Consider the following 16,939-nt stretch of genomic DNA (forward strand, 5'->3'; position numbering starts at 1 on the left):
GCAGCAGTTTTATATGGGATTTAACAGATCACTGCCTTGTTAGAACCTATAGATGAAGAGCTTTTGCCCAGTACTTTCGATTAAGTGCTGGGCTTTTTTATGACTGCGTTTTATTTTTTTGCAAAACTGTTTTGGCGGCTCGTCGTTAAAACGCTAATACGCCTTTAGTATCCACTTTTACGGTTACCGGCATGCCCACTTCAAGAGCTTCTGAAGAAGTCGCTAATAACTTCTGACCATTAGCTTCAATTACATAGCGACAATGGTCACCCATGAACTGCTGCTCCAATACAGATAGGTTACTATCCACATCATGAGTGGCTACGATATGTTGAGGCCTTAACAACAACGCACATTGAGCACCAACTTCTATTTCAGTTTGCGCCTTCGCTTCGATCGAACCTAAGCTTGTTTCAAATTCATTATCTGAAATACGTTGTGCATTCAAGTAGCTACCGCCACCCAAGAAGTCAGCCACAAACTTGCTTGATGGGTGGAAGTACAATTCTGATGCCGAGCCATACTGTTCAATCACACCATGGTTCATTACTGCCATCTTATCTGCAAACGCGAACGCCTCTTCACGACTGTGAGTCACAAAAATAGCCGTCACACCCTGCTTCTTAAATATTTTACGAATCTGAGAGATCAACTCATGGCGAACCTGAGTATCGATATTTGAAAAAGGTTCATCCAATAACAATAAATCTGGCTTGTATGCTAAAGAACGAGCAATCGCTACGCGCTGCTGTTGACCACCAGAAAGTTGATGTGGGTATCGGTCACCGAATTCATCTAAATGAACCAGCTCCAACATCTCTTGGACTTTCTCTTTCTTTTGCTGATCAGAGAGATCTTTAAGGCCAAAACCGACATTCTGGTTTACCGTCAGGTGCGGAAACAGGGCGTAATCTTGGAAAATCATACCGATGTTTCGTTGCTCTGGTGGCAACCAATTATCACCATCATCAATGGTTTGACAGTTCAAGCTCATGATTCCGCTACTTAATGGAAGCAGCCCTGCAACCGCCTTAAGCAAAGTCGTTTTTCCGCAGCCACTGGCACCAAGAAGACAAACAATTTCACCATGCTCAACTTCTAATGAGAGCGATTCCAAGATGGTTTGCGACTCATATTTACAAGTCAGATCTTTAATTGATAATGCACAACTCATTAGTGTTTCTGCTCCAAAGAACGGTTGACGATGATCAGAGGAATTAAACCCACCAACACCAATAATACAGCAGGCATTGCCGCCAACTCTAGGTGCTCATCTGAGGCATAGTTATAAACATAGGTCGCCAATGTTTCGAAATTGAAAGGGCGTAACAGCAATGCCGCATTTAGCTCTTTCATTGATTCGATAAACACCAGTAAACCTGCGATCAACGCGCCGCGTTTAATCAAAGGTAAATGAACACGACGTAACATCTGGTTGGTATTACAACCCATGGTTTTAGAAGCCATATCCAATGAAGGAGATACTTTACTCAAGCTACTTTCGATACTGCCAATAGCAACAGCTGAAAAACGCACGACCATTGCAAAGATGAGCGCAAACATGGAACCAGAGAAGATCAAACCAGGTCGTCCCCACTCCATCACTTTAGCGATGTCATTGACCAAGTGATCCATAAACAACACAGGTACCATCACGCCAATCGCTAACACCGTGCCAGGAACGGCATAGCCCATCGAAGCAATACGCATGTAAGCCTGATTTTTCTTACTTGGGCTAACACGTTGATTAAAATTCACAATCATCGCAATGATAACGCCAATAATCGCCGCGACTACTGACACATAAAGGCTGTTAACCGCATACTCTCTGAATTCAGGCGTCCAGCTTTGCGCAAAGTATTTGTAGGCATAGATCATCAACTGACCGAGAGGAAACAAGAATGCAACGCACACTAATCCCCAACACCAGAACAGTGCCAACCATTTTTTCCAACCGGACAAGTCGTAGCGAAAGTCTTCACGACTGCTGAATTGATTCTGGAACAGTTTCTGTTTACGACGGCTATAGCGCTCTGAACTCAACAGTAGGATCACGATAACCAGCATAATTGCCGATATTTTCGCTGCAGCCGTTAAACTTGAGTAACCTAACCAGGTATCGTAAACCGCTGTCGTTAAGGTGTTGACAGCAAAGTAACTCACGGTACCAAAATCACCGATGGTTTCCATTGCGACAAGCGATAGACCTACCGCCATAGAAGGACGAACAAGCGGTAAAGAAATACGACGAAAGCTTTCCCAAGGTGAACATTTTAGCAACCGAGCGGATTGCAATAAGGAGACGTTTTGCTCCATAAATGCCGCGCGGCACAACAAGTAAACATACGGGTAAAGAACGAGGGACAAAACAATAATGGCACCCGATAAGGTTCTAATATCCGGGAACCAATACTCACCGGGCCCCCACCCAGTCAGATCTCGCAGTAGCACTTGAACAGGGCCTGCAAAGTCGAACCAATCGGTAAAGATATACCCGACAATATAGCCTGGCATAGCTAATGGCAGTACCAGTGCCCACTGTAAAACACGCTCACCCGGCACACGGCACATTGCCATAATCCAAGCAGACGGAATACCAAAAACTAAAGACAGGAACATGGTTCCTATGACTAAAACCACCGTATTGTAAGCATAGGTGGGCATCACTGTGGACATCAGATGAGAAAATAGCTCATCTGTTTCTCCAACAGCCGTCGTAAAAATCGCTAAGATCGGTAAAACCAGCAATACTGCAATAATGCCGCTACTGGTGTTCCATAAATAATTCTTTTCTTTCATCGCCTAACTACAACGAGGCTTAATGAAACACAAATGCATTTGCAAATACATCTCATATCCTTTTAATGGTGGGGTTATTTATACCCATATACTGTAACGACTTCAAGGTGAGATGCTAATAACTCAAGGGATCAACGACGAGCTTTGTATCAAAAAGTGATTTTCCAAAAACAAACAACCCCAAGTGACCGAAAATGGTGACTTGAGGTTGTCATTTTACTTGGGCCGAAGCCTACAGTAATAAATTAAAGATCGAACTTAACTTCGTCTAATAGCTTGATTGCAGCAGCATGGTGATCTGCAATTTCATCTAGAGAAATCGTATCCGCTTTGAACTCACCCCAAGATGCAACAAGCTCTGAAGGCTTAACGTCTGCTTTAACTGGGTATTCGTAATTCACTTCTGCATACATGCCTTGTGCAGTATTGCCTGATAGGAACTCCATTAGCTTAACCGCGTTCTCTTTGTTTGGAGAGAATTTAGCCATAGCCATACCAGAGATGTTTACGTGAGTACCCGTTGTTTCTTGGTTCGGGAAGTTAATGTAAACAGAGTCAGCCCAAGCTTTTTGCTCTTTATCATTAATCATCTTACCTAGGTAGTAGCTGTTACCTAGAGCAACATCACATAGACCTTCTTTAATCGCTTTAACTTGTGCACGATCGTTGCCTTGAGGCTTACGCGCTAGGTTTGCTTTTACGCCTTCTAGCCACTCTTTCGTTTCAGCTTCACCTTTATGAGCAATCATCGAAGATACTAGAGAAACATTGTATGGGTGCTTACCGCTACGAGTACAGATTTTGCCTTTGAATTCTGGTTTAGTTAGATCGGCATAAGTGAACTCTTCACCTAGACGACCAACACGGTCACGTGAAGAATAAACACTACGTGTACGAGTTGTTAGAGCAAACCACTCATTAGCAGAATCTTGGTACTGAGCTGGAATGTTCTTTTCAAGTACATCACTCTCGACAGATTGAACTAGATCTTGTTTCGTTAGCTCAGATAGACGACTGATATCTACAGTTAAGACAACATCCGCAGGGCTGTATTCACCCTCTTGAGCTAATTTCTCTGCTAAACCTTTTTTAGCAAACTTAACGTTTACTTTAATGCCAGTCTCTTTCGTGAATTCCTTGAACATTGGCTCAACTAGGAAAGGTTGACGGTAAGAGTATACGTTTACTTCTTCCGCAGCCATTGCTGTCGGGGCAATTACACCACACGCTAGAGCTGAAAGTGTTAGCAGTTTCTTCATTGTAAAATCCTTTATATCGAAATGATAATGTCTATCAGTTGCGTTATTATATTCATCATTAACATAATTACAATGACGAGCGACAAAAAATCCGTCTACTCAGACCATTAAAACCCTCACATTTGTAACAAAGCATTTCCAAACAAACACCTTGTCTTCGCTTTAAATGAAACCTGTTTACCCCTTATTCCCTCTTGCAATGTTCGACCATAAATACAACAAAACCCCACAACCATGAGCTGTAGGGTTTTGTTTTTATGGCCTGATGTTTATCAGGTCAAAAGGTTACTGCTGATTATTTTACTGATACAAACTCAGGGTAAGCGCCTACACCACAATCGTGCATGTCCATACCTTCAAGTTCTTCATCTTCAGTTACACGAATACCAATTGTCGCTTTAAGCACAGCCCATACAACTAAGCTAGCACCGAATACCCATGCGAAGATTGCCGCAGCACCCAATAGTTGAGCACCAAATGTTGCATCAGCGTTACTTAGTGGCACAGCCATTAGACCAAAGAAGCCACATACACCGTGTACCGAGATAGCACCTACTGGATCATCAATCTTAGCTTTGTCTAGAGCAATGATACTGAACACAACAAGTGCACCAGATACAGAACCAATTGCGACAGCAAATAGAGGAGATGGTGATAGAGGGTCTGCAGTGATTGCTACTAGACCAGCTAACGCGCCATTAAGAATCATTGTTAAGTCAGCTTTACCCCACGTTGTTTTACATACTAGTAGTGCTGCAATCGCACCTGCTGCTGCTGCTGCGTTAGTGTTCAGGAAAATTTGACCAACCGCTGTTGCGTTCTCAAAATCTGAAACCATAAGTTGAGAACCACCGTTGAAACCGAACCAACCGAACCAAAGGATAAATGTACCTAACGTTGCAAGTGGCATGTTTGAACCAGGAATCGGGTAAATTTCACCGTTCTTACCATATTTACCTTTACGAGCACCCAGTAATAGAACACCCGCTAATGCTGCTGAAGCGCCTGCCATGTGTACAATACCAGAACCGGCAAAGTCACTGAAACCAGCTTCTGATAGGAAACCACCACCCCAAGTCCAGTAACCTTCCATTGGGTAAATAAACGCTGTTAGTACCACAGAGAAGATAAGGAATGACCAAAGCTTCATACGCTCAGCAACTGCGCCAGAAACGACCGACATTGCTGTTGCAACAAATACGACTTGGAAAAAGAAATCTGATTCTAATGAGTGGTCTGCACCTTCACCTTGAGTACCGATTAAAGTACCAAATGAAGGTAACCAACCACCTTCACCGTTATCTACGTACATAATGTTGTAGCCAACCACTAAGAAAGTCGTACAAGCAATCGCGTACAAACAGATGTTCTTAGTTAAAATTTCTGTGGTGTTCTTTGAGCGAACTAAACCAGCTTCTAACATTGCGAAGCCTGCTGCCATCCACATGACCAACGCACCTGAAATGAGGAAGAAAAAAGTGTCTAGTGCGTAACGTAGTTCCATTACTGTTGTTGTAAGTTCCATATTAAAGTCTCCAGTCCTTGTAATTCTTTAAAGTGCTTCAGCATCCATTTCACCGGTACGAATTCGTACGGCTTGGCTTAGGTCATACACAAAAATTTTGCCATCGCCGATTTTTCCGGTGTGTGCCGCTTGGCTAATCGCTTCAACAACTCGATCAACATTTTCAGCTTGGGTAGCAATCTCTAGCTTCACTTTTGGTAGGAAATCAACTTGATACTCCGCACCACGATACAATTCCGTGTGTCCCTTCTGACGACCAAAACCTTTCACTTCAGAAACTGTCATACCTTCAATACCCACATCAGAGAGCGCTTCGCGTACATCGTCTAATTTGAATGGCTTAACAATGGCATTTATTAATTTCATATTCGTTCCTTAAATTCTTCACTTAATCCGTTAATTCTCTTAATACAATCCAAGTAGCGTGCCAAAAAGTTAAGATGTTGTTTTTAAACAGTATATAATTAAAACGGTTGTAAAAACGAAAAAGGCCGCACCAATATGGTGCGGCCTTTTCACTATCTTAATGCGTTGCGCTATTGTTGCTCCAGTTTTGGGCAACCGAGCCTTCAAGGCTCTAGATTACTCAATAATAGGGGCTAACTAGCGAGTAGAAAGTTAGACCTTAATAGCCTAGAAAGTCCATCCAGCGTTCGATAAGTCGCTCGAAATCATCGATTCCACAGCTTGCTTGGCTTTCACAGTTATAGAAGTCGAATTCACTGCCCTCTTCCATCTCTTGCTCATGCGCTAACACGTTTTCCTGAATCGTTACGTCATCTTCATTGATAGCAAGGCTGATCTCTTTGCCAAGCAGCGTCACTTCATTACTCAGATCCTGTCGAGATTGTTCAATCAACGCCATCACATGATCCAGCTTCTGCTTATCTTTCCCGATCTCTTCTTGAAGCCAGCGGCCAACAATCTCATGGCCCATGCTACATTTCACATAGTATTCACCCATTAGAGTGTTTCTAGTAAATTCGAATTCCATAAGGCTCCAAAGCTCTAATAAAAAGAAGGTTCAATAAATAGGTAGTAGCAAAAATGAGGCGAGAGTATATAGCTAAGTCTACGAGAGATCGAGTGTGTTGAATGCTGCACTAAACCACCAATAACAAATCACTAAGAACAAGCCACCAGCAACACGCATAAACAAAAACGCCCTCTCGTATAGAGAAGGCGTTGTATTAACAGTGAGTACGTTACCGCAATGCAGTAAGTACTGACTTACTATCTATAAAGTGCTTATGCGGGCTCTTGGAAGATAACAGTGTCTGCTTTTTCCGTGTACTGACCCATTTTATGGAAATTCAGGTAACGGTATGTATCTGCAGCTGTTGCATTAATCTTCTCAGCGTACGCTAAGTACTCTTCTTTAGTTGGGATACGACCAAGAATCGCACCAACAGCAGAAAGCTCAGCAGAAGCTAGATAAACGTTCGCACCATTACCCAAACGGTTCGGGAAGTTACGAGTAGACGTAGACATAACCGTCGAAGCATCAGCAACACGAGCTTGGTTACCCATACATAATGAACAACCCGGAGTTTCAATACGAACCCCAGCACGACCGAAGATGCCGTAGTAGCCTTCTTCTGTCAGTTGGTCTTTATCCATCTTAGTTGGCGGAGCAACCCATAGGCGAGTATTCAAAGAGCCATTAAACTCTTCAAGCATCTTACCTGCAGCACGGAAGTGACCGATGTTCGTCATACAAGAACCGATGAACACTTCTTGAATCTCAGTACCTTGAACGTCAGAAAGAAGACGAGCATCATCTGGATCATTCGGTGCACATAGGATTGGTTGGTCAATGTCAGCAAGATCAATCTCGATAACATGAGCGTATTCAGCATCTGAATCAGCAGCAAGCAACTCAGGGTTCGCTAGCCACTCTTCCATTGCCGTAATACGACGCTCGATAGTACGAACATCACCGTAACCTTCCGCAATCATCCACTTAAGCATAACGACGTTCGAGTTCAGATACTCTTCGATAGACTCTTGAGACAGCTTAACGGTACAACCCGCAGCAGAACGCTCAGCAGATGCATCTGAAAGTTCAAATGCTTGCTCAACAGACAGGTGGTCAACACCTTCAATCTCTAGTACACGACCAGAGAATTCATTGATCTTACCGGCTTTTTCAACGGTCAGTAGACCTTGCTTGATACCGTAAAGAGGAATTGCATGTACAAGGTCACGTAGCGTGATACCCGGCTGCATTTCACCTTTAAAGCGAACCAAGATTGATTCAGGCATATCAAGAGGCATAACACCTGTTGCTGCAGCAAATGCTACTAAGCCAGAACCTGCTGGGAACGAAATACCTAGAGGGAAACGAGTATGCGAATCACCACCTGTACCAACAGTATCAGGCAGAAGCATACGGTTTAGCCATGAGTGAATAACACCATCACCCGGGCGAAGTGAAACACCTGCACGGTTCATGATGAAATCAGGCAGCGTATGGTGAGTGTTTACATCAACTGGTTTAGGGTATGCAGATGTGTGACAGAAAGACTGCATCACAAGATCCGCAGAGAAACCAAGACAAGCCAGATCTTTCAGCTCATCACGCGTCATAGGACCCGTAGTATCTTGAGAGCCTACTGTTGTCATTTTAGGTTCACAGTACTGACCAGCACGTACGCCTTCAACGCCACATGCTTTACCTACCATTTTCTGAGCTAGCGTGTAGCCTTTGTCAGAAGCTGAAGGGTCGATTGGTTTAGCAAACAAATCAGTTTCAGCTAGGCCTAGAGCGTCACGAGCACGACCCGTTAAGCCACGACCAATGATCAGTGGAATACGACCACCAGCACGTACTTCATCTAGAAGTACTTTGCCTAGCTCAAAGCTTGAGATATCTGCACCGTCTTTACGAACAACACCTTCATAAGGATAGATATCAATCACATCACCCATGTTCATGTCTTGTACGTTCAGCTCAATTGGTAGCGCGCCTGAGTCTTCCATTGTGTTGTAGAAGATCGGAGCAATTTTACCACCAAGACAAACACCGCCAGTGCGCTTGTTTGGTACGAATGGGATATCTTCACCCATGAACCAAAGTACTGAGTTTGTCGCTGATTTACGTGAAGAACCAGTACCAACAACATCACCAACGTAAGCCAGTGGAATGCCGTCTTTTTGCATTTCTTCAATTTGAGTAATTGGACCAACGTTACCCTGCTCATCAGGAGTAATACCATCACGTTCCATCTTCAGCATCGCTTTTGCGTGTACTGGGATATCAGGACGTGACCATGCATCTGGCGCTGGAGATAAGTCATCGGTGTTCGTTTCACCAGTGACTTTAAATACTTTAACGGTAATTTTTTCCGCTACTTTGTCTTTAGCTGTAAACCACTCAGCATCAGCCCAAGATTGAAGCACTTGTTGTGCTGAAGCATTACCTGCTTTTGCTTTTTCTTCTACATCGTAGAATGCGTCAAACATCAGTAGAGTATGAGAAAGCGCTTTAACAGCGATAGGAGCAAGCTCTGTATCATCCAGCAAAGAAACTAGAGATTCGATGTTGTAACCACCTTGCATTGTGCCAAGTAGTTCCGCAGCTTTTGCTTTGCTTACTAGTGGAGATTCAACTTCACCTTTAGTGATAGCAGTTAGGAAGCCCGCTTTAACGTAAGCAGCTTCATCTACACCTGGTGGAATTCGGTTTTCTAGTAGGTCAAGAAGGTATTCTTCTTCACCTTGAGGTGGGTTCTTTAGAAGTTCAACTAGGCCAGCGACTTGCTCAGCATCTAGTGGTCTTGGAACAACTCCCTCGGCAGCACGTTCTTCGACGTGTTTACGGTAGGCTTCAAGCACGACTTTTTTCCTCTCATTGCGGTTCACTTCTTATCTTCATAATTATTAGTAAAATAAAGAAGTGAACATCCTTGGAAACTTGGCTCTCCATTGCCATTTTTGTCATTCAATTTGTATTGATGAGCGGCATCATAGAGGCCAAACTGTGGGCGGTAGAATAGCAAATTTAACGTTAAATTAAAATCTTATCATTTTGACCAACATAGCAAGTTAAGACGAAAGTCCTACGATTTTTGCCTATTTAGTCGGAAAAAGAGCTATCCCACGCATGTTTATTTGTAAGACGTTCCAATAATTAAGTAGACCGAGTCGTAATTATCTTCGGTTCTACCATAAGCCAAAATAATCGGCCCTAATGGGGAGTCGACTCCGGCAAAGACCGAACCAGCGGTGAACATTGGCGCTTCGTCAATGTTCAAATCATTATTCGACCATACACCACCATGCTCAATGGACGCACCCACGTAGAACGGTGACTTAAACAAGCCAAAATCATTTTCAAACCATTTATAGCGATAAATTAAACTGCCATACGCCAAGTTTTGCCCAATAAGACTATTTCTTGGTATTCCCGATAAATTTAAGAAGCCTCCAAGCTCCTTTGGATCAATAGGGAACACGGAATTTTTACTCTCTACCATACCAAAATCGAACTTTGCGACTAAAGTATGCTTTTCAATACTCTGCGCCGCCATGAAATTAGCTGAAATCTCATAAACCGTATCGCTTTCAGAGTTAAATTCAGAATCAGCAAGAGAAGAGTCATTATCAAAATCATCATGGGAAACGAGATACTCCAGATCAACGAAATACCCTTTGGTTGGCAAACTGAAGTTATCTAAGGTATCCAATCGATAACTCATAAACCCACCAATACGTGTATATCCACCGCTACCTAAAGACGGTAACGAGGCTACCTCAACATCACCATCGGTGTATCGAGCCCCCACTTTAAATTCTTGCCACAATGTTGGCTGGTAACCTAATGCCAGTTCACCAATATACTCTTGATAAGTCATTGGTAAGTAGTCTTTAGTTACGTCAAGAGTGGGCTCTTCGATATCGTCAATATTGGCGGGTAAGTTTCTCTTCTGATTGCTATAAACAAGTGATGCCGATGTAAATAACTTCTGGCTTGAGAAAAAAGGAGAATATAACTCAGCCTCAATGAGCTTATCAGTGCCCATTTCTACATTCGTTCTTAACTCTGCGCCATGCGAGTTAATATCCGTAAAATTAGCCGACATACCAATTGAATATTGGCTCTCGGTTGCAAAGTCATCTTCAAGATAAAATCGAAAGTTGAGGTAATTAGGACCCCATGATTTTTCATTTACATCTACCTGCAGTTGATCTTCACCGTCTACATTTCCAAATTCATAGGTGACCAATTCAAAACGGTCGAGCGCATAGAGGTCTTTAACCTGAGATTCAATTTCACTGGTTTTAAGGATTTTGCCAGAATCGAGGTTCAAACGATTGGCAATCAACTTATCTGAATAGTGGGTGTTATTATTGATAACGACCTTATCCACCACCGTTTTATCACCATGCTTGAGCTGCTTTCGAGCTTTCTGTTTATCATCAATATAGTGTTGGTAGTCCGCATTCGAGAGCGACAACTTAGAGAGCTGATCCGTATACTGCCTTGTTGCTTCGTATCCTGCATGATAAGCCGTCGGCATTTTATCGAACTCTGTGGTCTCCATTTGCCCAACATCAGGACGTAGGAAAAAATCATCGTCTGTTAACGTAGCGGCTTGCTCTTGAGTACTGCGTTGAACAAGGTAATTAGAGAGTTGGTCTGCTGCGGCTAAAAAGTTAGTAAAGTCTTCTTTGCTTTTGTAGTTAGTACTGATATCAACGGCAATAACGATGTCGGCTCCCATTGCTCGAGCAACATCCACTGGCATGTTATTGGTGACACCACCATCAACCAGCATTCGTCCATCAACCTCATAAGGAGGAAGAGCACCGGGTACCGACATACTCGCCATCATCGCATCAACAAGATGACCATGGTCGATGACCACTTCTTCAAGATCGATAATGTCAGTTGCAACAGAGCGATATGGAATAGCGAGGTTGTCGAAAGAATCGAGTGGAGATAAGTTACCTGTGGTCTCACGCAGAATACGCAACATATTCTGGCCTTGAACCACACCTTTTCTGGCTTTGATTTCACCCCAACCTAAACCGAGGTCGGTATTCAGTTGATAACGGTCTTCATACTCTTTGTCACGCACACGGCGATCACTACGGTTAACGCGATCGCGATAGCCACGATTCCAATCCACCGTATAAATAAAGCTCTCGATCTCATCTGCGCTCATCCCTGTCGCATAAAGACCACCAACGTAAGCGCCCATACTGGTACCGGTAATGTAATCAACCGGAATTTGCATCTCTTCTAAGGCTTTAAGCACCCCAATATGAGCCGCTCCTTTGGCCCCTCCACCAGCAAGCACGACAGCAACGGTTGGTCTTTTATGAGCTTGCTGAGATTGCTCCACCGGTGTTACAGTAGATGCAAACAGCTGAAAACTGATCACAGTACCGACAATGCCTAAGCCGCTCACAATCCAACGAGAAATCATTCTTTAAACTATCCTTGTTATTCTTTTCTTTTACGACTTTACCATTGAAAAAGCTTTTTTAGCCACTGTTTTGGTTGACTTTCACAACCCTTTTTAATGTTTCCATTCTCATCCCAAACCGGCAGTTTAACCTTACCGTCACAGTCAAACTCTAAAGCCCCTTCAGAAGTCCGAGTAAAACTTGCCGTCGTAATGCCATTCGGCCAAGGCAACAATAACTGCTCTGGAGTTCGATGTTTCAAGTAATCGGCATAGACACGTAACGCACCACTAGAGCCCGTAAGTTTAGTCGGCTTATTATCATCGCGTCCTAGCCAGATGGTAGTGACTTCACGACCATCAACACCCACGAACCAACTGTCTCGGCTGTCATTACTGGTACCCGTTTTACCGGCTAATCCTGCCCATGCAAACTGACCTTGTAGGAAACGTCCAGTACCTTCCGACACACCACGTTTCATGGCATAAGTTGTCAACCAAGCTGCTTGCTGGTCAACGCTTTGTGATACACGAGGGATCGACTGATATAAAACCTCACCATCGTTATCAACAACTGAACGAAGCGCAGACAAAGGTGCTATACGGCCAGAGTTGGTAATCGTTTGGTACATCTGCGCTACCTGAAATGGGGTCAATGAGAATGAACCCAAAAACATCGATGGCACTGGGCGAATTTCGTTTTTATCGACACCCAGTTTTCCAATCGTATCCGACACGCTATCAATACCTAACTGCATGCCCAAGCGAACCGTTGGTACGTTGTAAGACTTAGAAAGCGCCACATACAAAGGCACCTCTCCGCGAAACTTGCGATCGAAGTTTCTTGGGCTCCATACGCTGCCTTTACTGCCTTTCAAGCTTAGTGGAGTATCCATCAAGGTTGTCGCCAATGTGTACTTCTGGGGTTGCTCTAATGCGGTTAAGTAGATTGCTGGTTTAACCAAAGAACCAATAGGACGACTCGCATTCAAGGCTCGATTGAAACCATCGTAGCCAGTGCGTTTACCACCGACCATCGCACGAATTTCACCAGTATTTCTATCCACGGCAATAGCAGCAGCCTCTAGCTTGTTACCTGCCGTTTTAGATAAATCCGGCACCTTACGAGCAATCGACTTCTCTAGCTTGTCTTGAGAAACAGGATCCAGAGAGGTAAATACTCGAATGCCTTTCTGTGCTTCAAATCGATCACCGACATATCTCTTAAGCTCAATATTGACTTGCTGGAAGTAAGCGGGCTGACGGCTCGCAATGCGTGGGTTATCTTGAATATCCAAGTCTCGGCTTGCGGCTTCTTCGTACTGTTTCGGCGTCAATATGTCTTGTTGCATCAGCAAACGTAGAACCAAATCTCGTCGAGTCTTAGCTCGCTCAGGGTAACGAACCGGGTTGTAATACGAAGGTCCTTTGACCATACCGACCAGCAGTGCTAGTTGGTCGATTCGGAGTTCTTGAATCGGTTGCCCGAAATACAAGCGAGATGCTAATCCAAAGCCATGAATCGCTTGCCCACCATTTTGCCCAAGATAAACCTCGTTTAAGTAGGCTTCTAAGATGCGGTCTTTGCTGTAACGATGATCCAAAATAAGTGCAATATAGGCTTCGCGAACCTTACGCCATAATGTGCGCTCGCTAGATAAGAACAGGTTTTTTGCCAACTGTTGCGTCAACGTACTACCACCTTGTACGGTTCGCCCTGCTTTTACATTGACCACCATCGCACGAGCGATTGCCAGTGGCGATACCCCATCGTGCTGATAGAAATTTCGGTCTTCGGTTGCCAGCAATGCATCAACCATCACCTCTGGGAACTGATTACGTTTTAAGAACAGACGCTGCTCATCGCTACTTTTTTCAAGCATGCCAAGCATTTTTGGTTCAACACGCAGATACCCCATGTCGCCTTTCTTCTCTAGCGACTGAATACGAGTTAACTCGTTACCGTTGAAATGCAGCATCACATGACGATCCGCTTCCGGTCCATCGACAAACTCGAACGGGCGGCGAATCATTTCAATCTTGGTTGAGGAAGAAGAGTATTCGCCAGGGTGACGAGGAGAATTCACTTTACGGTAATTCAGCACATCCAATTCATTTTTGACTTGTACCAAACTAACGGCTGTACCCGGAGATAGATCCAATACACGAGCATAAACAACGGTTGGCAGATCAAAAAGCTGACCTTCAAAACGCTGCTTAACCACCGAATCCAAATAGATCCCAACGAACAACAACAGAGCTGCCGTTGCTAAACCCACCTTCCAAGCGATACCCCATAGGATCTTCAGCCAACCTCTGTTGCCCGTTTTCTTTGCCTTACCTTTCTTCGCTGCTGCTCTAGGCTTTCTTGGCTTGGCTTTGGTCGCTGGTGACTTCTTTGCTGGCGCTTTTTTAGGTGGTGCCTTTTTCGGCGTTAACATTTTGGTCATCATCGGTTCAACTGTCGTTTAGTTTTAGTGGTTGCTACATGATTAGCAGGGTCATCCGGCCAAGGATGTTTGGGGTAACGGCCTTTCATTTCTTTTTGAACATCTTTATACGCGCCAGCCCAAAAGCCAGCTAAATCTTGAGTAATTTGCAGTGGTCGTTGCGCAGGAGAAAGCAACTCAAGCACCACCTTTTTACGCCCTTGGGCAATCAAGGGTGAATCTTGCTCACCAAAGACTTCCTGCATTCGAACAGAGATCATTGGCTCAGATAGATATTGGTATCGAATCGACTTCTTACTGCCCGTTGGCATCAGGTAATTCGTAGGTAGCCATTGATCAATTTCTTGATTCAGAGGCCAGCCAAGATAAGCTGACAATGCTTGCTCGACCGAGATACTCGTCAGTCCTTTTGCCGATTTGATACCATTCAAATAAGGTAAAAGCCACTCATCAAGATGCTGCAATAAGCTCGCTTCATCCATTTGAGGCCATTGCTGTTCAGGCAGCCACAACTCAGCACAGCGCACGCGTTCAACCAGCTGTTTAGCAGAAGCCGTCCAATTTAAACTTTCAAGTCCGCGTCGAGCGATATAATTCAGTAACGCTTGGCTTATCTGATCGGAATCAGGCTCTGGCAAAGGTTTAGTACTGATAATCAGCTTACCCAGTAATACTCTTTCTTCAGCAACCAGGCGACCGCGTTTTTCATCCCAATCTGCATAATCTTCGCGTGTAAAAAGACCGGAGAATGAAGCCTCAAGCTGCACTATATCAATCGGTGTCGCTAAAAAGATCTGACTTGCTCGCCCTGCCGTGCGCATCAAATCAATCACCACGATGTATTCGTTGTTTGCCAGCGGATCATCATCACGAACTTCGGCTCCATGGCCATTGGCAAGACGAAATGCACAGCCAGTCGCACTTCTCGATTGGGCAATTCGGTCTGGAAAGGCCAAGCAAAGCACTAATGGTAGCAATGATTCATCGACTTGTGACAAATCCAGGTGATGATTGAGTTTGCTGGCGAGACTTTTCGCTCGCTGCATCACAACACTGTTTTTCGAGTGCTTTCTTTGCTTAAGTCGATGCAACGAGTGTTGAATATCCGTCACGTTACGTTCAGGTTCTTCGAGCAAAGCGGCAGCGACAATTGCGACATTCAACAAGGCTTGGCTGTTTTGCTGCGCTTTGATCAGCATACTGGCGACCCGTGGCTCAATACCTAAGCGCTGGGCTTGCTTTCCGACTGGAGTAAATTGCCCATTACTATCTAATAAATCAAGCTCTTGTAACAGTTCTGTCGCTTGCTCAATCGATGCCTGTGGCGGAACATCTAACCAATGAAGCTCATCGGCACGGCTTGCTCCCCATTGCGTCAATTCAGCCACCAGCGAAGAGAGATCGGAATGAAGTATTTCAGGTTCTGGAACGGATGGTTGTTGCACCAACTGTGTTTCACTGTACAAGCGAACACACAAGCCCTCTTCGATTCGCCCTGCACGACCCGCTCTTTGTTCCGCTGAGGATTGTGATATTTTTACTTGCTCAAGTTTGGTAATGCCGGTTTTAAGATCGAACTTTGCTACTCGCTCCAATCCCGAATCAACAACTAAGCGAATCCCCTCAATCGTCAAAGAAGTTTCCGCGATATTGGTGGCTAACACTACTTTTCGGCGCCCTTTCTCTGATGGCGCGATCGCTTTTTGTTGTTGAGGGAAGCAGAGCTGACCGTACAAAGGACAAACATCGATATCGCTGGCGAGTTGTTCTAGTTGAGATTCCACTTGTTTTATCGCCGAGACACCCGGCAAGAAAGCCAAAAGTGAGCCTGACTGTTTCTCCATCAGAGAACGAATCACGTTGGCCATCTTAGGGGCTAAATATTCATTCGAGCCTAATGGCTGATAACGGAAGTCAACCGGGAAAGTTCGCCCTTGTGATTCAACATACTTGGCATCAGGCAACAAAGTTTGCAGCGCGTGTTGATCTAAGGTTGCCGACATCACCACCACTTTTAGATCATCACGCAGTGCTTCTTGGATCTCTAAGCTAAAGGCCAGCGCGGTATCTGCATGAATACTGCGCTCATGAAACTCATCAAAGATCACCATATCAACCCCAGTCAATTCAGGGTCGGTTTGGATCATTCTCGTCATAATCCCTTCGGTGACGATTTCCAAGCGAGTCGCACTGCTGGTTTTAGATTCACCACGAACTCTAAAACCTATGCTCTCTCCCACTTTTTCTCCCAATTGGCTGGCTAAGTAAGTTGCGATATTCCTTGCCGCCAAACGCCTAGGTTCGAGCATGATAATCTTCCCTTTAACGGCATTGGTTTTAACCAACTGCAGAGGGAAAAACGTTGACTTACCCGCACCGGGAGCGGCCTTTAGAATAAGTTGAGAATGTGTTTCTACGCCAGCGAGCAGATCTGGCATCACAGCTTCTATGGGCAGTTGTGGCAATGGGAGAACCTTGTGGTGTAATGTTGGC

At 44.4% G+C, this 16,939-nt stretch carries 10 protein-coding genes; all 10 read right to left on the reverse strand.

All coding sequences use genetic code 11. The features are described 5' to 3' along the window. Positions 1-145: 145 nt before the first annotated feature. Entirely contained in the window at positions 146-1,174 is a 1,029-nt protein-coding gene (locus AC3CIA_RS12985) for an ABC transporter ATP-binding protein (protein ID WP_479300770.1), read from the reverse strand. After that, entirely contained in the window at positions 1,174-2,799 is a 1,626-nt protein-coding gene (locus tag AC3CIA_RS12990) for an ABC transporter permease (RefSeq protein ID WP_017084265.1), read from the reverse strand. The genes AC3CIA_RS12985 and AC3CIA_RS12990 overlap by 1 nt, the downstream gene beginning before the upstream one ends. Positions 2,800-3,044: 245 nt before the next feature. Further along, on the reverse strand, positions 3,045-4,058 hold the full coding sequence (locus tag AC3CIA_RS12995; protein WP_135457136.1) for a Fe(3+) ABC transporter substrate-binding protein: 1,014 nt from the start codon (positions 4,056-4,058) through the stop codon (positions 3,045-3,047). Between the two features lie 295 nt (positions 4,059-4,353). After that, a complete protein-coding gene (locus tag AC3CIA_RS13000) occupies positions 4,354-5,583 on the reverse strand; it encodes an ammonium transporter (RefSeq protein ID WP_488518218.1) in 1,230 nt (409 codons plus the stop codon). Between the two features lie 27 nt (positions 5,584-5,610). Then, the gene (gene glnK, locus AC3CIA_RS13005; RefSeq protein ID WP_004738200.1) at positions 5,611-5,949 is read right to left on the reverse strand and encodes a P-II family nitrogen regulator; all 339 of its coding nucleotides are present in this window, start codon (positions 5,947-5,949) and stop codon (positions 5,611-5,613) included. A 259-nt stretch (positions 5,950-6,208) separates the two neighbouring features. Further along, positions 6,209-6,577 carry a YacL family protein gene (locus tag AC3CIA_RS13010; RefSeq protein ID WP_017088701.1) on the reverse strand — a complete coding sequence of 123 codons (369 nt, stop codon included), beginning with the start codon at positions 6,575-6,577 and terminating at the stop codon, positions 6,209-6,211. A 254-nt stretch (positions 6,578-6,831) separates the two neighbouring features. Continuing rightward, positions 6,832-9,420 (reverse strand): bifunctional aconitate hydratase 2/2-methylisocitrate dehydratase, encoded by a 2,589-nt coding sequence (acnB, locus tag AC3CIA_RS13015; protein ID WP_488518219.1) that lies wholly within the window; start codon positions 9,418-9,420, stop codon positions 6,832-6,834. Positions 9,421-9,692: 272 nt separating this feature from the next. Then, on the reverse strand, positions 9,693-12,017 hold the full coding sequence (locus tag AC3CIA_RS13020; RefSeq protein WP_054547501.1) for a patatin-like phospholipase family protein: 2,325 nt from the start codon (positions 12,015-12,017) through the stop codon (positions 9,693-9,695). Positions 12,018-12,055: 38 nt separating this feature from the next. After that, positions 12,056-14,449 carry a penicillin-binding protein 1B gene (mrcB, locus tag AC3CIA_RS13025; protein WP_171308145.1) on the reverse strand — a complete coding sequence of 798 codons (2,394 nt, stop codon included), beginning with the start codon at positions 14,447-14,449 and terminating at the stop codon, positions 12,056-12,058. Further along, positions 14,446-16,884, reverse strand: coding sequence for an ATP-dependent helicase HrpB (hrpB, locus tag AC3CIA_RS13030; protein WP_253656741.1), 2,439 nt, complete (start codon positions 16,882-16,884; stop codon positions 14,446-14,448). Before hrpB ends, mrcB begins: the two co-directional genes overlap by 4 nt. Between the last annotated feature and the right edge of the window lie 55 nt (positions 16,885-16,939).

The sequence above is a fragment of the Vibrio sp. QJM3NY_27 genome (assembly GCF_057785955.1).